Here is a 22,181-nt window from a genome sequence, read left to right on the forward strand (position 1 = left end):
ACCGTGCCTTGTTTGTCGTTAGTGCATCTCGGAAGTGGCCAATAAGGAAGACGTCAGGTGTGATAGTCCTTGCGTCGTCTCATTGATGGCCGAAATCGTCTCGACCATTTGGCCGAGGTCTTGCTTGTTTCGTTCGAACGACATGACGTAATTGCCCATCTCGTCTTTGACGGTCGAGAAGCCAGCTTTGACGGCACCGAGTTGACGCATTGCCTCGTCGTTCGTTCGATGCATCTGTCCCATTTGATCGAGCAGGGCGGCGATGTTCGCTTCATTCTCATGGATGAGGACGTTGATTTGACTGCTCAGCTGTTTCGCATTCTCGGCGAGCGTCCGCACTTCGGTCGCGACGACGGCGAAGCCTTTGCCGTGCTCACCGGCTCGGGCCGCTTCGATTGATGCGTTCAAGGCGAGCAAGTTCGTCTGGTTGGCAATCTGTTCGATGCTCCGAGTCATGCTGACGATTTCTTGCGAGCCGTCCTTGAGCGCGGTGATGCGATCGAGCGAGGCGTCGACGTACGTCGCCGACTGTTTGAACTCGGATTCCATCTGTTCGATTTGCTCGCCGTTCGTATGCGTCAAGCTCATCAAGTGACGGCTCATCTTCTCCGTCTGCTCGGTCTCGGACAACACTTGATGGGCTCGCTTGCTCGTCTCGGACATGGCGTGACCGGTCTGCTCCATCGTCGTCGCGACTTCCGTGCTGACGCGACTGACATCGTTCAATAGCGTCGCTCGGGCGACGTTTGCCGATTCAATCTCATCGAGACGCGCATCGACGTACTGCTCAGTGACGATTTGGGCGTCCAAGTTCATCGCATGGGACAATGCGAGGAGCGATTCGGTCAATGTGGCCGGGTCGTGTTGGTACGTCTCGACGATTTTTGGGACGAGCAACGTGTTGAAGGCAGAATAGGTCGCGAGGAACCAGACGACCGGTACGGCATAGTGGTGATGCGTCTGGCCCATCCGTTTACGCATCGCAAGGAACTTTTCATCGATGTTTCCGGTCAACAAGCTCCGGAAGTAGTCAGCGAACACTTTTTTAAGCCGCTCACGTGTCGACGAGGCGTTGGCGATTTGGACCATCTCAGGCTGCAACATCAAGTGGTCGAGGACGTTTTCGAGGACATCGTCTAACACGGACTCGACGAGCGGGGCCATGTCTTGGAGTCGCTTCACTTGCGATGCCGTATAACCCATATAATGGGTGCGCCCGTTCAAATTTGGATCGGTCGGTCGTGCGGTCTTAGCCACATCAGGGAAGCCGATCGACGCGGTGTAAGCGGTAGGTTTTGATTTACGGAACAGTGCCATGTTTCATTCTCCTTTTTCTCGTACAGCTAAAATAGCGTTCTATTCTATATCGGCAAACATGTGAAAAAACTGAGGAGCTGATGTGTGATTCGAGAGGTTCTCGAATGGAAGGGGGCGGGAAAGAAGGAAAGGAGAGCGATTCAATCATTTTCTAGAAATGAGGTATCTTTAATGAAAAACACGGTCGTGTTATTGACGATTGTCAGTGCCCTCAGCAGTCAAATCTTGCCTCAAATTTTATTTTTGTCCATCATGGCGGTCGAAGACGGCGTTGGACGATTAATCCCGTTCATGATTTTTTACGTGGCGAGTATGTCGGGACTGCTTCTATGGGTGTACATCATTGGTCGCCTTGGCTCGAAACAGACATTCTTACTGGCGCTGACCGTCTTGGTGACCGGACTCATCTGCTTTTTGCTGCCGTTTGGCTGGGCGATCGAATTGAGCGCTTTTCTTGTCGGTGTCGGATCGATCGGTGTCGGGTCGATTATGACGACGATTTTGTCACAGCTGAAGGAACTGTCCACCACAGACGAGTCGGCGGATCAGAAAGGGAGTTCGCTCCCGCTCGTACTCGCACTCGTTGCCTGGATCGTCATTTTCTCTTATGTGCTGACTCGATCATATGACGAGGCTGTCATCCTCTTCCTCGTCAGTCTGATCCTGCCTTGGCTGTTCGTGAGAAAGTTGCCGCTCGAGAAAACGGCGACGTGGGCATGGGCGACAGGGAAGTTCGTGCTTGCCTTCATCACCGTCACCGTGTTCACGTTGGTGAGCCGTCTCCTCAGCCTGTTGGAAGAGGCGAGCGGGTACGTGGAAATCTTTTTATTGATGATTATTTTGCTCGGCTACGTCGGGTGGGTATTGTTCCAGGAGCGGACGAGAACGTACGTCAGTGCCACCAAAACACGGCAAGTCCAGTTGCTCTCGTTCGTCGTCGGGTTATTTGGCGGTTGGACGTTGATTGGCGCCGTATTCGTCAGTCTGGCCCTATACTCGTTTCAAGTGCTCTTATTCTACGTGTTCATGCCGTTCTTGGCGGGCGTCATCGGCTGGATATTATTGAACCGTGTGTTCGACGTGGCACGCCATCCGTACTACGTCCTGCTCGTCACGTCGCTGCTATTCTTCCTCGGTTTCTTGGAGCCGCTCGTGTTTATTCCGGTCCTGTTTGTGAGTGGGTACGTCCAGACGATGTACGCGAGTGCGGGTCACGTCTATCTATATGCATCGTATGGGGACAACAAAGAGTTCGCCTCGCTGCTCTTGCAACTATGGAAACGGATCGGGATGGTCGTCGCTTATTCCGCGCTCATGGTTGGATTGCTCGGCTACGGCCTATATACTGGCCAGTCCGTCAATGCAGAGTTGTCCTTCAAAGTCCCGCGCGGTTGGATGCTCGGGGTGCTCGGTTTGACGTGAATCTTCAACGTCGGATTGATTACGCTCTATTGGTTAAGCATCCAAAAAACCGTTGAAACTTCAAAATAATTTCCTCTAGCTTTTTCATATCGGTTTTGTTTATAATGAGGAGTGATGTTTAACTAGTGACGGAAAAGGAGTGTCCTTTAATGAATAAATCGTTGATCGATTTCGTTTACGAAATTCTTCAAAAGACTGGCGAGCAACCAGTGTCATTTGATGAGATTCGTGAGCTGATCAGACAAAACTATACGTTCGCAAGTGAAGAGGAGGAGCTCGAGAAAATCGCGCAACTCTACACGGACATGAACATCGACGGACTATTCGTCAACTTGGGAGCTAACCGTTGGGCGCTTCGTGTTTGGTATCCGTTCGATAAGTCAGACGAAGATCTCGTCATCGAAGCACGCCAGCGCGGTGAGCTCGATGAGTTCGAAGAAGAGATCGATGAGACGGATGAAGGCATCGTCGACATTGAAGACGACCTTGACGTCTTTGCAAAAGGTGAAGATTTTGACGCATCTGAGTTCGATGCCGAGGATGAAGCCGAAAAAGTGGAAGGCCTTGACGAGTTCGAGGACGAAGACTTGGACGACGACCTCGACCTTAAAGACGAGGATGATTTATAAGAGACCGCAAAAAGCCGGGCATTTGTCCCGGCTAGGCGTGTCTCTTTTTCTTTTTTGACAGTTGAAAAAAAAGAAAAAATAATGACTTGACGACTGCATCGTCTCTGACGTAAATTAGTCATGGGCTAGTTTAGCACGTAACGATGCAGCAAAAGTGTCCTCCATTTCAGTGGGGGCACTTTTGCTTTTTTTGTTTTTTCGTTTCCCGTTGTGGCATTTAAGAGAGGAGAATGATGATGACAAAGTATATTTTCGTAACAGGTGGGGTAGTATCTTCACTCGGTAAAGGGATCACAGCCGCTTCACTCGCACGTCTACTCAAAAACCGAGGTTTGAACGTGACGATTCAGAAGTTTGACCCGTATATCAATATCGACCCAGGAACGATGAGCCCGTACCAGCACGGAGAGGTGTTCGTCACAGATGACGGCGCTGAGACGGACCTTGACCTCGGTCACTACGAGCGCTTCATCGACATCAACTTGTCGCAAAACGCCAACGTGACGTCAGGTCGCATCTACTCGACGGTCTTGAAAAAAGAGCGTCGTGGCGATTATAACGGGGGAACGGTCCAAGTCATTCCACACATCACGAATGAGATTAAAGACCGCGTCTTCCGCGCCGGTCGCGAGACGAACGCAGATGTCGTCATCACAGAGATTGGTGGAACAGTCGGGGACATCGAGTCGCTTCCGTTCATCGAGGCCATTCGTCAAGTGAAAAACGATATCGGCAAAGAGAACGTCATGTACGTTCACTGTACGCTCGTCCCTTATCTCCGCGCTGCCGGTGAGATGAAGACAAAACCGACCCAACATAGCGTCAAAGAGCTCCGCAGTTACGGGATTCAGCCGGATATCATTGTCCTCCGTACCGAGCACGATATCCCAGAAGAGATGCGGGAAAAGATTGCCTTGTTCTGTGATACACGTAAAGAAGCGGTCATCGAGGCACAAGATGCGTCGACGCTTTACGAAGTGCCGCTCAACCTTCAAAAGCAAGGAATGGACCAACTCGTCAACGATTACTTCGGCTTCAACACGCCGGCCGCTGACATGACGGCTTGGAAAGAGCTCGTGCACACGGTCACGCACCTCGAGAAGAAAGTCAAAATCGCTCTCGTCGGAAAATACGTCGAACTTCGTGACGCGTACATCTCGGTAGCAGAATCGCTCAAGCACGCCGGTTACGCCTTCAACGCCGACATCGATATCGATTGGGTCAACGCTGAAGAGGTGACGGCAGAGAATGTCGAGACGCTTCTCGGAGACGCAGACGGGATTCTCGTCCCAGGCGGATTTGGAGAACGCGGCATCGAAGGGAAAATCGAAGCGACGCGTTATGCGCGTGAGAACAACGTCCCATTCTTCGGGATTTGCCTCGGCATGCAGCTCGCGACGGTCGAGTTCGCCCGTAACGTCTTGAAGCTCGACGGTGCCCACTCGGCCGAAATCGATCCGACGACGAACTATCCGATTATTGATTTGCTTCCAGAACAAAAAGATATCGAGGATCTCGGCGGCACGCTCCGTCTCGGCCTCTATCCATGCAAGCTCGAGCCAGGTACGAAAGCGCACGCCGCTTACAACCAAGAGCTCGTCTACGAGCGCCATCGTCACCGTTACGAGTTCAACAACGAGTACCGTGAAGCGTTCGAGGCAGAAGGGTTCAAGTTCTCAGGAACGAGCCCGGACGGCCGTCTCGTCGAAATCATTGAGATTCCAGAGCACAAGTGGTTCGTCGCGTCACAGTTCCACCCAGAACTCATTTCGCGTCCAGAGCGTCCGCAACGCTTGTTCCACGATTTCATCCAAGCCTCACTCGGCGAGTGAGTGGCAGGTCACAGTCTATGACTGTGGCCTTTTTTCTCGGGCAAAAGGCTGATGTGCGCAACAGCTTCAGGTGGATACATGTTGCCCGAAATCCGGGTACACTAATAGTAGAACAGGGAGAGGGCGATGCGACATGCGAGAACGAACTATGATTTATGCAGGATACGGGGGAGCGCTCGTCACGCTCAGCCTGTTGCCGTTCGTCGTCTTGCCGACGCTATTATTGCCGTATCAACTCGGGTGGACCGGGATTGTATTGCTCGCACTGTCGATTGGTCTATTGCGGTCGATTCGCGAGGGCTCGAACACATACTTGAAACAGATGCTCAAAGTCACGTTCACGTTATTTTTGTTGTTCGTCTTCGTATACTACGTTTCGTTTGGTCTCGTTTTATATGATTCTTACGGGCTCGAGCGGTTGCTCGAACAGTATGGCGACCAGGCGATGTGGGTGTTCGCCGCCTTCAGCTTCCTGCAACCGATCGCGCTTCCGGTACCGGAGGCGGTCAGTGTCCCGATCGGCAGTGTCGCCCTTGGCCCGCTCCGGGCGGCCTTAATCGGGAGCGTCGCGACGACGCTCGGCATCCTCGTCATGTACGGGCTCGCTCGGTTCGGGCGGGAACGGGTGATGCGGCTTATCGACGCCGACAAGCTCGCGACGTATGACCGATACGTGGACAAGTACGGGCTCGGTGTGTTGCTCGTCTTGTTCATCATCCCGATCTTGCCCGATGAGGTCATCTGTCTCGCGGCTGGGTTCAGCCGGGTGCCATTTCCTCGATTCGTTTTGATCGCCATCGGCGCGAAGCTCGTCACGTCGTTCGGTCTCGCCTATTCGGTCTCGCTCGGCGAACTGTTCATCACCGGTGCGAGTCCGTTCGCCGTCGTCTCGGTGACGGCGAGTCTGTTGCTCGTCATCTTGGCGCTCGTCTGGCGAAAGCGGAAAAAAGGGAATTCGAACTGATCCCTTGAAAGAGTATAGCAGCACAGATAGAGAGGACGAGGGTATGATTCGTGATGAAGCGTTAGTGATTCGACCGATTGAGGCACGGGACTTGGATCGGTTATGGGAATTGATGTATAAGAACGAGGCACCAGAATATAAGAAGTGGGACGCGCCGTATTTCGAACATCGGGCGCAGACGTACGAGGTGTACTGTCAGAATGCGGACGAACACGTCGGCCGTGACGACATGTGGGTCATCGAGGTCGATGGGACCGTCTACGGGACGGTTTCCTTCTATTATGAAGACGCCGGACAGAACTGGCTCGAGGTCGGCATCATCCTCCATCAAGCCGATCGCTGGAATCGGGGCATCGGTACGCGGGCGCTCAAGCTGTGGGTCGGCCATCTGTTTCAGACGTTGCCGACGGTCCGGGTCGGATTGACGACGTGGTCGGGCAATGAGCGGATGATGAAAGTGGCCGAGAAAATCGGCATGCGACTCGAAGGTCGGATTCGTCAGGTGCGCGTCGTCGACGACGTGCGTTACGACTCGATTCGCATGGGTTTGTTGCGAGAAGAATGGATGACAGAAAGCGCTAAGTCTCGGTAGAGGCTTAGCGCTTTTCACGTGTGGAACAATTGGCGGTATTGGAGTGGGGTCATTTGTTTGTACGTCTTGAACGTGTTGATATAGGCCGTGCACGAGGCGAAGCGATATTTCTCACCGATGGTACAAATCGGCAAATTCGTTCCGAGCAAATCGGCGATGGACGCATCGATGCGGCGGCGCCGGATTCGTTCGGGTACACTCTCGCCGACTTCCTGTTTGAACAGGGCCGACAAATAATTGTTTGATAACCCGATTTGTTGGGCGATCCACGGGAGCGATAATTCCGGCTCTTTCAAATGCTCTTCAATCAAATGGATGGTCGTCGTGACGTTCGGGTTCGTCGACACGGGAGGGGATAGGAACGCCATCATCTTCGTCAAATGGTCGACGATGACGGGAATGGCATAGATAAAGTCGAGTGTCGTCGTCAGTTCATCGATTAAGATGAGAAGAGCGCTCGTATAATTGAGCGCGGTCTGGACGTTTGGGTTATCGACTGGAATCAGACGGATGACGTGATAGACGAGGCCGCGGTAGTAAAAACGGACACTCATGTACTCATCGGAGACCGGAAGTTTCAATAGGTCGAGCGTCAGCGTCTCGAGCAGCTGTTCGGCCCGAATCGGATGGGCGCTGCGGAGCGCACTCACAATTTGTTGATCGAGCGTATAAAAGTTATCCACATGCTGAAAATCATCGAACAAATTTTTGTCACGATGCAGATGATTCAGAAATTGGCGTTTGATTTTGTTTTCCACCGGATGAGTCACTTCTTTCGTCGTACGATCGGGAACCGTTTATTTATTTCGCGGAACGTTCCGTTTAGTCACTTGCTTTAATTCGGCGATTTCGCGAGCGAGTGCTTCTTCACGGGAACGTGCGGATGATTCGAGGTGGTGTTCGAGTTCCTTACTTTTTTGTCGATACGTTTCAGCGACTTCTTTCGTACGCTGTTGATGCTGATTGAGTTGTTTGTTGTACGCATCGAGATCAATTGGCTTTTTCGTCATACATCATATGCCCCTTTCAAAAGACGGTCAAACAGACAGGCGCGGTGCAAGCGAGGCTTGGCCCGCAGTTTCATCGAGGAAACGGTTCCTGTCCTTAGCTTACGAAGGGGGTGAAAGCTTGGAAAGTTAGGTCAACACGAAAGAAGTGGTGAAAAAGATGAAAAATGTGACGAAATTGTGTCCGTAGCATATCCCATTTCTCACACTACTCGATGAATTGCACAAACCACAAAAAAACCGCAGACATGAAGTCTGCGGTTGAAGGCTTATTTGACGGCTTGGTCTTTGATTGGGAACCAGCCGGCACGTGTTGTGATGGCGTTCCAGAGCGGAGCCGGGACGGCGAGTTCGGCTTGTTTGTTCAAGTCGAGTTCGGTCTCGATTTCGTCTTCACGACCGTCTTTCACTTTTTCGAGCCAATCCGGGTCGATGATGAGTTCGCGGCCGAGCGCGGCGAGGTCGATGACGTTCAGTGCGTCTTCGACTTGACCTGGGCGCTGGAGCTGTCCGACTCCGATGAGCGGGACGGCACCGTTGATGCGTTTAGCGATGCGATCAATCGACCGCTCCGTCACGTTCTCGTTCCGCATTGAACCGATATTGAAGTTCCAGAGCGAGGCGTGGAGGTAGTCGAGATTTTCTTCGAGCAACATATCGATCAATACGTCCGTATCGTCGAGCGTGATGCCTGGCTCTTCGACTTCTTCAGGCGAGAAGCGGTAGCCGATTAAGAAATTGTCCGCGCCTTCAGCTGCACGTTTGACCGAGCGAATGACTTCACGCGGGAATGTGAGGCGTGCGTTTACGTCGCCACCGAAGCGATCGTCGCGTCGATTCGAGTGAGGTGAGAAGAACTGTTGAATCAAATACGTGTTCGCCCCGTGAATCTCGACGCCGTCAAAACCGGCCTCAATGGCACGACGTGTCGCTTCGCCGAACGCCTCGATGATGGCTTCGACTTCTTCAGTCTCAAGGGCGCGTGGTGTGGCGGCACCTTCACGGACCGGTGCGATGGCGCTGGCGCTTACTGGTTGTTCGTTCGGAACGAGTTCCGGAGGAGACATGCGTCCTGCATGGAAGATTTGAAGAATCGCTTTCGCGCCTTCCGCTCTCAAACTTTCAGCGAGCTGACGAAGCCCAGGGATGAACTTGTCGTCATTCACACCGAAGGCGTTCGGGAACCCTTTGCCGTCTTCGGTCACGTAAGCACACGCCGTGATGGCGAGGCCGACGTTCTTCGCTCGCTTGCGGTAATAGGCGAGTTCGTGTTCCGACACTTCACCCGTCGGTTCTGACGAATAATGGGTCATCGGCGCAAGTACGAGCCGATTGTGGATCTCGACGCCGTTTTTGAATTGGAAAGGTTGTAACATGCGTTTCATAAAAAAACTCCTCCTTGTTGGTGATACTTTGAAGTCTAGTCTTCTCATTTTGAAATTGCGAGCGGGACGCTTTCTGAGGAGCAGGTTGCACACTCCGTGAGCGGGTCGATGGTTGAATGCTAGAAAATGGGGTATAATACAGGAGAAAAGTTGATAACCGGTTGGAGACTACAGAGAGACCACGACATGGGGGGCGAAGCCTTGTTTTGTTGTGGTCTCTTTTCGCATACATCGAACCGGATTCATTATAGGAGGGGACAAGATGGAAATCAGAAATTTCTCAGCAAAAGAACGTGCCAAACGATATGAACAGTTAACGGGTGAACGTCACGACGTGCTCGTCGTCGGCGGAGGAATCACCGGTGCCGGAATCGCGCTCGATGCCGCGTCTCGCGGAATGAAGACGGCCGTGCTCGAAATGCAAGACTTCGCAGCCGGAACATCGAGCCGTTCGACGAAACTCGTCCACGGAGGGTTGCGCTACTTGAAACAGTTCGAAGTCGCGCTCGTCGCCGAAGTCGGAAAAGAACGCGCCATCGTCTATGAGAACGGGCCGCACGTCACGACGCCAGAACGCATGCTGTTGCCGATGCATAAAGGCGGCACGTTCGGACCGCTCTCCACAGCGGTCGGCTTGATGGTGTACGATTTCTTAGCGGGCGTCAAACGCGGCGAGCGACGTTTGATGTTGAAGCCGGATGAAGTCATTCAAAAAGCGCCGCTCGTCAAAAAAGACGGTCTTGTCGGTGGCGGTTATTACGTCGAATATCGGACAGATGATGCCCGTATGACGATTGAAGTCGCGAAAGAGGCGGCCAACCACGGCGCCCTCCTCTTGAACTATTCGAAAGTGACTGGTCTAATCTATGAGCAAGGCAAAGTCGTCGGCGTCCACGTTGAAGACCAAATCGACGGCAAGACGTACGATGTCTATGCGAAGAAAGTCATCAACGCGACCGGACCTTGGGTCGACGTGCTCCGCGAACAAGACGGCTCGAACAAAGGGAAGATGCTCCGTTTGACGAAAGGAATTCACCTCGTCATTGACCAGTCGAAATTCCCGCTCAAACAAGCCATCTATTTCGATACACCGGACGGCCGGATGGTGTTCGCGATTCCGCGTGACGGCAAAGCGTATGTCGGGACGACGGACACGTTCTTCGATAAGGATAAAGCTCATCCACGCATGACGACCGAGGACCGCGACTATATTTTAGAGGCGATCCACTATATGTTCCCAGACGTGAACGTGACGGCAGACGACGTCGAGTCGAGCTGGGCCGGGATTCGTCCGCTCATCTATGAAGAAGGCAAAGACCCGTCTGAGATTTCACGGAAAGATGAGGTCTGGCAGTCGGAGAGCGGCTTAATCACGATCGCCGGTGGGAAGTTGACCGGTTATCGCAAGATGTCAGAGACGGTCGTCGATTTGGTGGCGAAACTGCTCAAGCAAGAAGAAGGCATCGTCTTTCTCGCTTCGCGCACGAAACATATGCCGATGTCGGGCGGTCATGTCGGCGGTTCGAAAGGGTTCGATGACTTCTTGACGAAGAAGAAGGCTGAACTGAAAAACCTTGGTCTCGATGACGTCAAAGCCGAGCAACTCGTCCGTCTCTACGGATCGAACATCGATCGTGTCATCGAACGGATGGACTCGAACGCGTACGACCTTCCAGAGTACGTCTATGCACAACTCATGTACGGCATCGAAGAAGAGTCGGTCGTTCGGGCCATCGACTTCCTCGTCCGCCGCACCGGAGCGATGTTCTTCGACATCGACTTCGTCCGCAACTATAAAGACGGTGTGCTCCGTTGCATGGCCGATGTCTTCAAATGGTCGGATGCTCGTCTCGCTGAAGAGCGGGCCGAGATCGAGAAAGAGATTGATCTCGCGGTCGTCCCTGTCACGGTCGACTAACGAAATAAAAGGAACTTCGCCGCGGCGAGGTTCCTTTTCATATGCCTAATTCTTCATAATACGCCATGATGCGTTCGTCGAGCGCCTCGACGACGTCCGGTTCGCCGAATAAATAGAGATAAAGATACGTGCCGTCCTCGCGATATATGTCCGTTTCGAGTGTCAGCGTGGTCGGGCGTCCCTCGAAGATGACCTCGATTGTACCGAGTGCGTGCTGGTTCATTTCGTCGAGTTCCGGATTAGAAGCCAGCTTTTTAATGCGGGCGACGTCATTGTCTGCGATGGGCTCATCGAACGTCTCGGACAAGACGGCGAACGTCTCCGGCAAATCCTCGAGATCGGTTTCGACGGCAGCGGCGAGCGGTGTCTCTTCTATTTCTTCCCCGAAGACGTTCACGACGAGTCCGACCATACTTCCAAGTGCCAAGACGAACAATATGTATAACAAATATGGTTTCATGATTTCGCTCCTGTTCGTTTCATGTTTTCAGTATATCAGCGTACCGGGTGTTTAGAAATAGGGAGACAATGGTATTGAAACAGATGGAAAAGAGAAAGGCGGGGGAGTTACGATGAAACGAGCATGGGCAATCGGTGGCGTCGTCCTCATCTTATTTCTCGGTTGGCAGTTCGTCGATACGAATCGGCTGTTTGCCGACGTCTACTATACGAAAGTGCCGAGCACAAACGTCACCGACCAAGGAAAGAGACATACGTATGAAACGATTGGCTATGATGAAGACGGCAAGAAACGACCAATCACGTTCGAGGCACCGATTCGGCTGGCCGAAGGCGATTTTTTGAAACTGTATGTGAAAGACGAGCAGACGGTGACGGCCTACGAGCCGGTACCTGAGTCGGAAGTACCGGCCCAGTTAAAGGACGAACAGACCGAAGAACCGGTATCGATACCGTTGCCTTGATTTCAAAATAGGTCCGTCGCCAAACGAAATCGGATTTGGTATGGTTAGACTAGTGCAAACTATGGAGAGAAGGTAGATGGATGTCACGGATGTTGATCGCAGACGACCAAGACGGGATTCGGTTGATGTTGGCGCAAGTGTTCCAAAGCCTCGGCATCGAGGTCGACACGGCGAACGACGGACAGAACGCTTGGGAAAAGCTCGAACAGAACGGATACGATTTAGTATTGCTCGATATGAACATGCCGCGCATGTTCGGTCATGAAGTACTACGCAACATGCGCCAACGGAACATCGACACCCCGGTCATGATTATGACCGCGTTCGGGGAAAAATCGACGCTCGAAGAAGTGCAACGACTTGGCATTACCGCGCAATTTGAAAAGCCGTTCGATATTTATCGGATGATTGAAAAAGTGAAGGAAGTCCTCAAAATCACGTAATTCGTCACGAAGATGACATATGTAAACGCTTGCGCAGAGCCATTTCTATGCCCGAATAGCATAGGCACAAGTTTCGACGTGTGTTATAATGGGAACGAATTGCACGGGGGCATTTTTCCCAAAGTGCACAATAGCGAACAGACAGGAGGATGTCATTATGCCATTAGTATCAATGACAGAAATGCTTAACAAAGCATTCGAAGGCAAGTATGCAGTAGGCCAATTCAACATCAACAACCTCGAGTGGACGCAAGCGATTCTTCGCGCTGCGGAAGACGAGAAATCACCAGTTATCCTCGGTGTATCAGAAGGTGCAGCGAAGTACATGGGTGGCTTCACAACAGTTGTTAAAATGACTGAAGGTCTCATGCACGACTACAACATCACTGTTCCAGTTGCAATCCACCTCGACCACGGTTCATCTTTCGACAAGTGTAAAGCAGCGATTGACGCTGGTTTCACGTCTGTTATGATCGACGGTTCACACCACCCGATCGAAGAGAACATCGAAATGACGAAACAAGTCGTTGAATACGCACACGCTAAAGGTGCTTCAGTTGAAGCGGAAGTCGGCACAGTCGGCGGCGAAGAAGATGGCGTTGTTGGCGGCGTACAATACGCTGACCTCGACGAGTGCGTACGCCTCGTGAAAGAAGCGAAAGTTGACGCTCTTGCGGCAGCACTCGGTTCTGTACACGGAGAATACCAAGGCGAGCCTAAACTCGGCTTCAAAGAGATGGAAGAAATCGCAGAAGCGACTAAAACTCCACTCGTTCTTCACGGCGGTTCAGGTATTCCTGAGCACCAAATCAAAAAAGCAATCGAGCTCGGTCACAGCAAAATCAACGTTAACACAGAGTGCCAACAAGAATGGACTCGTGCCGTACGTGAGAAGCTCAACACTGACTCGAAAGTATATGACCCACGTAAAGTCATCGGCCCTGGTATCGAAGCGATCTACAACGTCGTTACTGGCAAAATGCGTGAGTTCGGTTCAAGCAACAAAGCATAATCCTGTCACATCAGTCGGTTCTCCCTGTGAGAACCGGCTTTTTTTATTGAAACGTAAGCGGTTAGGGTACCGTATATAGATGAAAAAGGAGGGGTTGCATGAAGTATCAAGAACGTTCGACAGAATCATTTTGGCGCATTTTCTATATCGTCGGTCCCATCATTATAATTGGTGTGACGTTGGCCTTTGCTGCGCTGCCGGTCATTCTCATCCTCATGAATCCGAAACCGTGGTTGATTCCGCTGGTGTCACTCACCGTCCTCGGCGGTTACGGCGTGTATCGGTTCTTGCAACTGTTTCGCCAGCTGTTCTGGAAAGAGCGGCACCAGTCGCACTATGAAGTGACCGCGACATATATTGAGGGGACGACGTATCGGCACGAGCCGGGTGAGTCAGTCGAGCAATCGTTCCCGCTCGACGCAATCAAGCAAGTCGTCTTCTTCCCGGCCATCGTCCGAAAGACAGAAGCGGCCATGCCGCATCCCTATAGACGACGGACGATCGAGTTGTGCCCGATGCTCGCCATCATGACTGACGAGGATTCAATGGAAATCTTGTTCGACCAACGCGATCTCGCCGCGTTCGAACAGTGGATTCAGTATTTTATCGGAGATAGCGTGCCAGTTTTCTATACACCGAAACGGCTCTACTGGATTGGGGCGAACATCGCGACACGGCGGGAGCGGTTCGACATTCTCCGTCGACCCGAAGAAATCATCCCGTTCACGTATACAGGCAATCTCGTGACCGACGAAGAGACCGCGGTCGGACTTTGGATCGAGACGCATGGGTCGGAGCGCTTAAAGGAAGGGCCGTATCAAGCGTATGAGACAAAACAAAAAAACGTGAAACGATGGACGGCAGTGGGGACGCTTGTTGGCGTTGGTTTACTCATCGGATCGATGTTCGCCATCGCTGGCTTGACGTAAAGGGTGTAGCAATTCCATGACAATTTCCTCATAATAAGAAGTGTAAGCGATCACAACACCATTCGAGGAGGAATTGTACATGCGTTTTTTCATTGATACGGCAAACGTGGAAGACATCAAGAAAGCTCATCAGATGGGCGTCATCGGGGGAGTGACGACGAATCCATCGCTCGTCGCCAAAGAAGGCGTCGATTTCCATACACGGCTACGCGAAATCTGTGAGATCGTCGGGGATCTCTCAGTCAGCGCGGAAGTTATTGCGCTTGACGCAGCGGGTATGGTGGAAGAAGGAAAGGAACTTGCGGCCATCGCGCCGAATATTACTGTCAAGGTACCGATGACGCCAGCAGGGATGGAAGCGGTCAATACGTTTTCACAGCTCGGCATCAAGACGAACGTGACGCTCATCTTTAACGCCAACCAAGCGCTACTCGCGGCTCGGGCCGGCGCGTCATACGTCTCACCATTCATCGGTCGTTTGGATGATATCGGTCAAGATGGTCTCGACCTCGTCGAGACGATTGCCGATATCTTTGCCATCCATGGCATCGATACAGAAATCATCGCAGCTTCCGTTCGCCATCCGGTCCACGCGACGAAGGCGGCTCTCCTTGGAGCCGACATCGCCACGGTACCATACAAAGTCATCGAACAGATGATGAAACATCCGCTCACTGACAAAGGGATCGAGCAATTCTTAGCGGATTGGAACAACGCTCAATCCAAATAAGTTTGTCGCAGAAAGGTTTGATCTTCGTGGAAATTCTCCATATCGTAGGACAGCAAAAACTTGAAGGAACAGTTGACATTAGCGGTGCCAAACAGAGCGCCTTGCCTTGTCTCGTCGCAGCACTTTTGACGGAAGAACCGGTGACGATTGAGAACGTCCCCGTCATTGAGGACGTCGAAGTGATGCTCAGTCTATTACAAGAACTCGGCGTCGCGATTGAACGGGACGGGGAGCGGATGACGCTTCATGCGAAAGATGCCGTCGCCATGCCGCTGCTCGGCTCAGAGACGCGTAAAGTCCGAGCCGCTGTCTATTTGCTCGGGGTGTTTGCGGCTCGTTTTGGGAAAGGAGCCGTCGGGCTTCCCGGTGGATATGCGATTGGTCCACGACCGATCGATTTACATTTGAAAGCACTCGAACGTCTCGGCATTAAAGTCGAGAACGAGTCGGGACTTTATCATGTGAACGCCGAAAAGCTGGAAGGAAATCGAATTTATCTCGATCTCCGTTCGTTCGGGGCGACAGTGAGCGCCATGCTCGCGGCCGTGCTCGCTTATGGGACGACCGTCATCGAGAACGCGGCCATCGACCCGGAAATCGTCGACGTCGCGACGATGCTCACTTCGATGGGGGCCCACGTCATCGGGGCGGGCACCGACGAGATTCGCATCAAAGGGGTCGACAAGCTCCACGGCTGTACACACACGCTCATTCCCGATCGGTTAGAGGCTGGGACGTTCATGATTTATGGCGCGGTCGCAGGCGAAGTGACGGTACGCAACGTCATTCCGACGCACTTAGAAGGTGTCATTCAAAAACTACTGGATTACGGGGCTGATGTCGAAGTCGGGGAAGAGACGATCACGGTGCGGGCGAACGCCTTTAAACCGATTGATATCCGTGTCTTTCACTATTCGGGGTATCCGACCGACCTGCAGCCGATCATGTCGGCCGCACTGTTGAAAGCGGATGGGACGAGTATCGTCACCGACAAGCTGTACGCCCAACGGTTCCGCCATATCGCGGAAATGCGGCGCATGAACGCACAGATCACGCTCGAGGATGCTTCGGCCGTCATTCGCGGCGGGACAACGCTCGCCAATGCGGAAATGGAATGTGCAGACGCACGGAGTGGGGCAGCCCTCACCTTAGCTGGGCTTCAAGCGAACGGCGAATCCACGGTGATCCATGCGGAAAAATTGAACGATTCATATGTCGATTTCGTCGGCAAACTAAAACAACTCGGCGCGCTCGTCTGGGTCGATGAGGTGTCCGAGTAAAAAGGGGAGAATTCGGGTGGAACGTAGTTTATCAATGGAATTGGTCCGAGTCACAGAAGCGGCAGCGCTATCTTCGGCTCGTTGGATGGGTAAAGGCTTGAAAGAAGAGGCGGACGATGCGGCGACGACCGCGATGCGTGAAGTGTTTGATACGATTCCGATGAAAGGGGTCGTTGTCATCGGGGAAGGCGAGATGGATGAGGCACCGATGCTCTATATCGGTGAAAAAGTCGGGAACGGCTATGGCTCACGCCTCGACGTCGCTGTCGATCCACTCGAAGGGACGAGCATCGTCGCGACGGGAACGTGGGGAGCGCTTGCCGTTCTCGCTGTCGCTGACGCCGGTGACCTTCTTCACGCGCCGGACATGTATATGGACAAGATTGCCGTCGGTCCGGAAGCGGCCGGATTGATTAGTCTCGACAACTCGATTGAAGAGAATATCGCCATCGTCGCCAAGGCGAAGAACAAGAACGTCGAAGACGTCGTCGTCACGATTTTACATCGTGATCGTCACGAAGAGATGATTCAACGTGTCCGAGCGACAGGTGCCCGCATCAAGTTGATTCCCGACGGAGACGTGGCCGCAGCCATCAATACGGCGTTCCCGAAAACGGGCGTCGATTTATTGCTCGGCTCTGGCGGTGCGCCGGAAGGCGTCATCGCGGCCGTCGCGATGAAGTGTCTCGGCGGTGACTTCCAAGGTCGCCTGCTTCCTGAAGACGAGGCCCAAGAGAAACGTTGCCAAGACATGGGCATCGCCGATACGGGCCGGATTTTGCTGTTAGACGACCTCGTCAAAGGTGAAGATTGCATCTTCGCAGCGACGGGTGTGACGGACGGGGAACTCCTCCGCGGCGTCCAGTTCACCGGACAAGGTGGTCAGACGCACTCGGTCGTCATGCGAGCTAAGTCAGGAACGGTCCGCTTCGTCGAAGGCATCCACTCATTGAAGAAAAAACCGAAAATGGTCATGAAACCTTAATTCTCTCGAGCTGTGGACATTGCGTCCACAGCTTTTTTGATGTGTTCCTACATATTTATTATGCGTTAGAACGGGAATAGAGAGTCAGGAGGTGTATACAAATGATCGAAGTGGAATCGCTCGTCAAAACGTTCGGGGACGTGGCGGCCGTCGATGGGATTTCGTTCTCGGTCCAGAAAGGAGAGATTTTCGCTTTCCTTGGACCAAACGGGGCTGGCAAGTCGACGACCGTGCAAATGTTGACGACGCTTGTCCGGCCGACCGAGGGAAAAGCACGGGTGAACGGATTTGATGTCGTCAAACAAGAGAAAGACGTCCGCCTGTCGATTGGCGTCGCCCTGCAAGAGACCGGCATCGACAAAGTGTTGACCGGCCGGGAACTGCTCGTCTTGCAAGGCCGGTTGTTCAAGATGACGAAACAAGAGGCGGAGAAGCGCGCCGAGGAACTGCTCCGTGTCGTCTCGCTCACAGAAGCGGCCGACCGGAGAAGCGGCACATATTCGGGCGGGATGCGGCGTCGGCTCGATTTGGCACTCACGCTCGTCCATCGACCGACCGTCTTGTTTTTAGATGAACCGACGACCGGGCTCGACCCGGCGAGCCGCATCGAGATTTGGAACGAGGTAAGACGGCTCAACGAGGAGTTCGGCACGACGATTTTTTTGACGACCCAGTACTTAGAAGAGGCGGACGAACTGGCCGACCGGATTGCCATCATTAATCATGGAAAAATCGTCAGCGAAGGGACAGCGGAAGCGTTGAAACGACTCGTCGGCGGCGAGACGATTGCGATGACGTTCCGCAGCGATCAAGAAGCATCTGCAGCCGCTGCGTTGTTCGGTCATACGGCGACCGGGCAACACGTGGCGTTCGAGCTCGTCAATCATACGCTGATGGAAGTCGTGCGCCAGCTCGATGAACGGTCGCTTCAACCGGAACGTCTGACCGTGAAGCAACCGTCGCTCGATGACGTCTTTTTGAAAGTGACCGGTGAGTCATATGAAGGAAGTGTGCCCGATGTGGACTGAGACATGGCTCTTCACGAAACGAAGCCTCATTACGACGATTCGGAATCCATTTTCGTTCATCCCGAACTTGATTATTTCCGTCTTCTTCTTACTCGTTTACACGAGCGGATTGTCGAGCGTCGCGTCGCTTCCTCAGTTTGATGGGAGCGCCTATTTGAACTTCATCTTGCCAGTCTCCATCGTGTCCGGGGCGGTCGGTGGGGCCGGGGGGACGGGACAAGCACTCGTCCGGGATATCGAGAGAGGTTACTTCGCCCGCTTGCTTCTGACTCCCGCGACGCGGACGGCGATCGTGCTCGGCCCGATGATTGCCGGGATGTTGCAACTGCTCGTCCAGACGCTCCTCATTTTCGGGGTGGCGTTCTTGCTCGGTTTGTCGATTCCGGTCGGTCTGCCTGGCTTCTTGTTCACGGTGCTGCTTGCCATCGGATTCGGCCTTGGTTTTGCTGGTTACTCGGTCGGTGTAGCGTTAAAGACACGGAACGCTCAAGCTGCACAAGCCGGGACCCTTTTATTCTTCCCGCTCATCTTCTTGTCGACGACGTTCGTCCCGAAAGAGTTGATTGAGGCAGAATGGCTCAAAGTAGCGGCGACGTTCAATCCGACGACGTACATCTTTGAAGGGATGCGTGCCGTATTGACGCAACCGACGATCGACTGGAGCGCGTTATCGGCCGGACTTGCCGTCGCCGGGGCGATGAGCGTCATCATGGTCGTGTTCGCGGCGACGAACGCACGCGGTGCCTTGAAACAAAAATGACGAACGGGGTTCAGCCCCGCTCGTCCTGGTCGATCATAAACGTCACAATCAAAAAGAGAATAAAACTGATTAACGAGACTGTGCCCCCGACGATGAAATACACAAGGGTGACGGTCTCATTCCATTGGAACGGGTTCATCGTGTAGAACCACATCCCGCTCGTCAATCCGATTGATCCGATGACGGCCGTCCACCCGTGAATCGTGACGAGCAGTTGGTTACGGACCGCATATAAGCGATAGAAGACTCCCCAGGCGAAAACCGATAACCAACCGGCGAGCAGAATATGGGCGTGGATCGGACGAAAGGCATAACTGCCGGCGCCCGACATATGCGACCCGAGCGCAGTCCCGATGACACCGAACAGCGCGGCGAGGCGAATTAAGCGAAGACTCCAAATCTTTTCCATGGCATAGAACAACTCCTTCAACGTGATGGCTTTATCGTAACGAAGCCATATGAACGGAAGATGAACGGAAGATGAACGAACGCAAAAAAAACGACCCAGTTCCTATGAACCGGGTCGTTTGGTCGTTTAAATTAGAGGTATGATCCTGCACCGACATAACGTGGTGCCCAGTAACCTGATGTGAAGCTCGCGTATTTCACGCCGCCTGTTTCAGAGTTGATCATTTGTGTTTTGCTGAGTGCCATTCCAACGTGTTGGATCGTGCGTCCATTGTGTGAGAAAAAGACGAGGTCGCCGGCTTGAATAGCTGACTTCGATACTTTTTTCGAGTTTGCGTATTGCGAACGAGAATCACGCGGAATCGATTTGTTGATGGCTTTCTTGTAAACGTGACCTGTGTAACCTGAGCAGTCAAAACCAGAAGTTGTCGTTCCGCCGTAACGGTACGGTGTTCCAAGATACTTCTTCGACTCAGCGACGAGCTTTGTACGAGCGTTTGAAGCCGAAGGTGCTGATGCTTTTTTAGTAGCCGTTGCTGTATTTGCTTTCAAATACGTGTAAGCCGAAGAAGCAGAGATATAACGGTGAGTCCCTTTATAGTTGATTTTGTAGAACGAACCAACTTTACCGAGGTATGTATAGCGTTGGCCTTTATTCATAGATGCCGATACTTTCGATTTAAGCGATGGTGCTGTACGGATGTTCAAGCCATTCACTTTTGAATAAACAGATTTTCCAGAAGCGGCTTCTGCTTGTTCACCTGTTGTGAAAGCAAGACCCGAGAAAGCGAGAGTGGCAGCGACGATGATAGATGCGAAACGCTTTAACATAGTATATTTCCCTCCGTTTTTTAAAATAAAACCCTAAGTGGCTGTATATGATCGATGTGTGTTAACAAGATTAGAGCACAAGTTGCGGATATTACCCGGTTTCCTGTGCAAATAAACTATATCATGCGCAAGACCGATGGCATTTTTCAATCACAAGACAAAAACAGTTTTCTTGTAACATATTTGAAACAATATGCGAGAATAGAGACTTATTTGTTACATACATAGTAAAAAGGTTGTTATGTTTTCAACAACAGGGGAATAGACTGACATGAAGCCGTTTTTCAAACAGTGACGGTTTGACTGAAGTGTGATTAGATGAATGAGGAATGAACGTTTACTTTTGAAATATAGAATCATGAAAGACAGGTGACTTGAATGAGTCAAACGACTGAACCGGCTAAAAACTACACGCTTCGGGAACTCGAGACGAAGACGTTGAAAGAGTTATATGAGATTGCGAAAGAAGTGAACGTGCCTCAATATCGAGAGGCTCGTAAACGTGAGCTCATGTTCCGGATATTGAAATCACAGGCAGAATCAAAAGATCTTTATTTCCTCGAAGGAATCCTAGAGATTATTCCGCCTAACCCACAGTCGCAAAACGATGGCGGTTTTGGCTTCCTACGCCCCATCAATTACTCGCAATCGTCTGAAGACATTTATATCGCGGCGTCGCAAATCCGCCGCTTCAATCTCCGCAACGGCGACCTCGTGACGGGGAAAGTCCGGAAGCCGAAAGAGAATGAACGGTTCCAAGGGCTTCTCAGCGTCGAGGCGGTCAACGGCGAGACGACGGACTCGACGCGCAACCGAGACTACTTCCCGGCGCTCACTCCGATTTATCCGGAACAACAGATGGTTCTCGAGACGGAGCCGAACCATTTGTCGGTCCGCGTCATGGACATGATTGCTCCCGTCGGCTTCGGGCAGCGAGGATTGATTGTCGCGCCGCCGAAGGCAGGGAAGACGTCCCTCTTAAAAGAGATTGCCAATTCGATCACGACGAACCATCCGAACGTCGAGTTGATTATTCTGTTGATTGATGAGCGGCCGGAAGAAGTGACGGATATCCAACGTTCGGTGCCTGGCGCAGACGTCGCCTACTCGACGTTTGACGAGACACCGGAGAACCATGCTCGCATCTCGGAGCTCGTTCTCGAACGGGCGATGCGCCTCGTCGAACATAAGAAAGACGTGGTCATCTTGCTCGACTCGATCACGCGTCTGACGCGGGCGTACAACTTGTCCGTCCCGCCGAGCGGACGGACGCTCTCCGGCGGGATTGACCCGGCCGCGTTCCATAAACCGAAGAAGTTCTTCGGGGCGGCCCGTAATATCGAGGACGGTGGCAGTTTGACGATTCTCGGCACGGCACTCGTCGATACGGGTTCGCGCATGGATGACGTCATCTATGAAGAATTCAAAGGAACGGGCAACATGGAGCTGCACCTCGACCGCAAACTGGCGGAACGTCGGATTTTCCCGGCCATCGACATTCGTCGTTCGGGAACGCGCAAGGAAGAATTGCTGCTCGGCAAAGGCGAACTCGACTCGCTTTGGACGATTCGTCGCACGATGAACGAGTCGCCAGACTTCGTCGATCAGTTCTTGCGCCGGGTCCGCGAAACGAAAACGAACCTCGACTTTTTTGCGGCGCTTGAAGCCGATAAGAAAAAGAGTCGACGCCCGGTGAAAAAAACGAAAACGGACTTGTAAATCCTTGAACCGGGTGCTATTATATTCTAGTGAACTTTCTCTAGGTTGAAAGAATACTTAGGGCAGA

At 52.5% G+C, this 22,181-nt stretch carries 23 protein-coding genes; 16 read left to right on the plus strand and 7 right to left on the minus strand.

Annotated elements, in window-relative coordinates:
• Positions 1-18: 18 nt before the first annotated feature.
• Positions 19-1,317, minus strand: coding sequence for a methyl-accepting chemotaxis protein (locus tag KNP80_RS09110; protein WP_029594650.1), 1,299 nt, complete (start codon positions 1,315-1,317; stop codon positions 19-21).
• Positions 1,318-1,488: 171 nt separating this feature from the next.
• Between KNP80_RS09110 and KNP80_RS09115 the strand changes: the two genes are divergently transcribed.
• From KNP80_RS09115 to KNP80_RS09135, 5 genes are all read left to right on the plus strand, one after another.
• Positions 1,489-2,739, plus strand: coding sequence for a hypothetical protein (locus KNP80_RS09115; protein WP_214834589.1), 1,251 nt, complete (start codon positions 1,489-1,491; stop codon positions 2,737-2,739).
• A gap of 149 nt (positions 2,740-2,888) precedes the next feature.
• Positions 2,889-3,368 (plus strand): DNA-directed RNA polymerase subunit delta, encoded by a 480-nt coding sequence (gene rpoE, locus KNP80_RS09120; RefSeq protein WP_029594652.1) that lies wholly within the window; start codon positions 2,889-2,891, stop codon positions 3,366-3,368.
• Between the two features lie 236 nt (positions 3,369-3,604).
• Positions 3,605-5,200, plus strand: a complete 1,596-nt coding sequence (locus tag KNP80_RS09125) for a CTP synthase (RefSeq protein WP_021066089.1) — start codon at positions 3,605-3,607, stop codon at positions 5,198-5,200.
• Positions 5,201-5,333: 133 nt separating this feature from the next.
• Positions 5,334-6,164, plus strand: a complete 831-nt coding sequence (locus tag KNP80_RS09130) for a TVP38/TMEM64 family protein (RefSeq protein ID WP_029594653.1) — start codon at positions 5,334-5,336, stop codon at positions 6,162-6,164.
• 43 nt (positions 6,165-6,207) lie between these two features.
• The gene (locus KNP80_RS09135; protein ID WP_029594654.1) at positions 6,208-6,756 is read left to right on the plus strand and encodes a GNAT family N-acetyltransferase; all 549 of its coding nucleotides are present in this window, start codon (positions 6,208-6,210) and stop codon (positions 6,754-6,756) included.
• 14 nt (positions 6,757-6,770) lie between these two features.
• Here the strand turns inward: KNP80_RS09135 and KNP80_RS15980 are convergent, their stop codons facing one another.
• The 3 genes from KNP80_RS15980 to KNP80_RS09150 all read right to left on the minus strand — a co-directional run bounded on the left by KNP80_RS15980 (position 6,771) and on the right by KNP80_RS09150 (position 9,148).
• Positions 6,771-7,514 (minus strand): helix-turn-helix transcriptional regulator, encoded by a 744-nt coding sequence (locus tag KNP80_RS15980; protein WP_029594655.1) that lies wholly within the window; start codon positions 7,512-7,514, stop codon positions 6,771-6,773.
• A gap of 39 nt (positions 7,515-7,553) precedes the next feature.
• A complete protein-coding gene (locus KNP80_RS09145) occupies positions 7,554-7,766 on the minus strand; it encodes a hypothetical protein (protein ID WP_029594656.1) in 213 nt (70 codons plus the stop codon).
• Between the two features lie 266 nt (positions 7,767-8,032).
• The gene (locus KNP80_RS09150; protein WP_214719307.1) at positions 8,033-9,148 is read right to left on the minus strand and encodes an NADH-dependent flavin oxidoreductase; all 1,116 of its coding nucleotides are present in this window, start codon (positions 9,146-9,148) and stop codon (positions 8,033-8,035) included.
• Between the two features lie 262 nt (positions 9,149-9,410).
• Between KNP80_RS09150 and KNP80_RS09155 the strand changes: the two genes are divergently transcribed.
• Entirely contained in the window at positions 9,411-11,066 is a 1,656-nt protein-coding gene (locus tag KNP80_RS09155; protein ID WP_214719309.1) for a glycerol-3-phosphate dehydrogenase/oxidase, read from the plus strand.
• Positions 11,067-11,103: 37 nt separating this feature from the next.
• Here the strand turns inward: KNP80_RS09155 and KNP80_RS09160 are convergent, their stop codons facing one another.
• Positions 11,104-11,526, minus strand: coding sequence for a hypothetical protein (locus tag KNP80_RS09160; protein WP_214719311.1), 423 nt, complete (start codon positions 11,524-11,526; stop codon positions 11,104-11,106).
• Between the two features lie 112 nt (positions 11,527-11,638).
• On the opposite strand from KNP80_RS09160, the gene KNP80_RS09165 reads away from it, so the two are divergent.
• From KNP80_RS09165 to KNP80_RS09205, 9 genes are all read left to right on the plus strand, one after another.
• Positions 11,639-11,989 (plus strand): YxeA family protein, encoded by a 351-nt coding sequence (locus tag KNP80_RS09165; protein ID WP_029594660.1) that lies wholly within the window; start codon positions 11,639-11,641, stop codon positions 11,987-11,989.
• An 80-nt stretch (positions 11,990-12,069) separates the two neighbouring features.
• Entirely contained in the window at positions 12,070-12,432 is a 363-nt protein-coding gene (locus KNP80_RS09170) for a response regulator (protein WP_058764844.1), read from the plus strand.
• Between the two features lie 157 nt (positions 12,433-12,589).
• Positions 12,590-13,444: a class II fructose-1,6-bisphosphate aldolase gene (gene fba / locus KNP80_RS09175; protein WP_214719312.1), complete on the plus strand. Its 855-nt coding sequence runs from the start codon at positions 12,590-12,592 to the stop codon at positions 13,442-13,444.
• A 98-nt stretch (positions 13,445-13,542) separates the two neighbouring features.
• On the plus strand, positions 13,543-14,373 hold the full coding sequence (locus tag KNP80_RS09180) for a hypothetical protein (RefSeq protein ID WP_214719314.1): 831 nt from the start codon (positions 13,543-13,545) through the stop codon (positions 14,371-14,373).
• Between the two features lie 79 nt (positions 14,374-14,452).
• Positions 14,453-15,103, plus strand: coding sequence for a fructose-6-phosphate aldolase (gene fsa / locus KNP80_RS09185; RefSeq protein ID WP_214719316.1), 651 nt, complete (start codon positions 14,453-14,455; stop codon positions 15,101-15,103).
• Between the two features lie 26 nt (positions 15,104-15,129).
• A complete protein-coding gene (murA, locus tag KNP80_RS09190; protein ID WP_214719317.1) occupies positions 15,130-16,383 on the plus strand; it encodes a UDP-N-acetylglucosamine 1-carboxyvinyltransferase in 1,254 nt (417 codons plus the stop codon).
• A gap of 16 nt (positions 16,384-16,399) precedes the next feature.
• Positions 16,400-17,368: a class II fructose-bisphosphatase gene (glpX, locus tag KNP80_RS09195; RefSeq protein WP_029594665.1), complete on the plus strand. Its 969-nt coding sequence runs from the start codon at positions 16,400-16,402 to the stop codon at positions 17,366-17,368.
• Positions 17,369-17,469: 101 nt separating this feature from the next.
• Positions 17,470-18,396, plus strand: a complete 927-nt coding sequence (locus KNP80_RS09200) for an ATP-binding cassette domain-containing protein (protein ID WP_214719319.1) — start codon at positions 17,470-17,472, stop codon at positions 18,394-18,396.
• Positions 18,386-19,156, plus strand: coding sequence for an ABC transporter permease (locus KNP80_RS09205; RefSeq protein ID WP_214719321.1), 771 nt, complete (start codon positions 18,386-18,388; stop codon positions 19,154-19,156). The genes KNP80_RS09200 and KNP80_RS09205 overlap by 11 nt, the downstream gene beginning before the upstream one ends.
• 10 nt (positions 19,157-19,166) lie before the next feature.
• Here KNP80_RS09205 and KNP80_RS09210 read toward each other — a convergent pair whose 3' ends face one another.
• A complete protein-coding gene (locus KNP80_RS09210) occupies positions 19,167-19,565 on the minus strand; it encodes a hypothetical protein (protein WP_131471447.1) in 399 nt (132 codons plus the stop codon).
• A 131-nt stretch (positions 19,566-19,696) separates the two neighbouring features.
• Positions 19,697-20,395, minus strand: a complete 699-nt coding sequence (locus KNP80_RS09215; protein ID WP_214719323.1) for a C40 family peptidase — start codon at positions 20,393-20,395, stop codon at positions 19,697-19,699.
• A gap of 378 nt (positions 20,396-20,773) precedes the next feature.
• On the opposite strand from KNP80_RS09215, the gene rho reads away from it, so the two are divergent.
• On the plus strand, positions 20,774-22,114 hold the full coding sequence (rho, locus tag KNP80_RS09220) for a transcription termination factor Rho (RefSeq protein ID WP_021066108.1): 1,341 nt from the start codon (positions 20,774-20,776) through the stop codon (positions 22,112-22,114).
• Positions 22,115-22,181: the final 67 nt, after the last annotated feature.

It is taken from the genome of Exiguobacterium sp. E4787 (genome assembly GCF_018618375.1).
In the GTDB taxonomy this organism is placed as follows: Bacteria; Bacillota; Bacilli; order Exiguobacteriales; family Exiguobacteriaceae; genus Exiguobacterium; species Exiguobacterium chiriqhucha.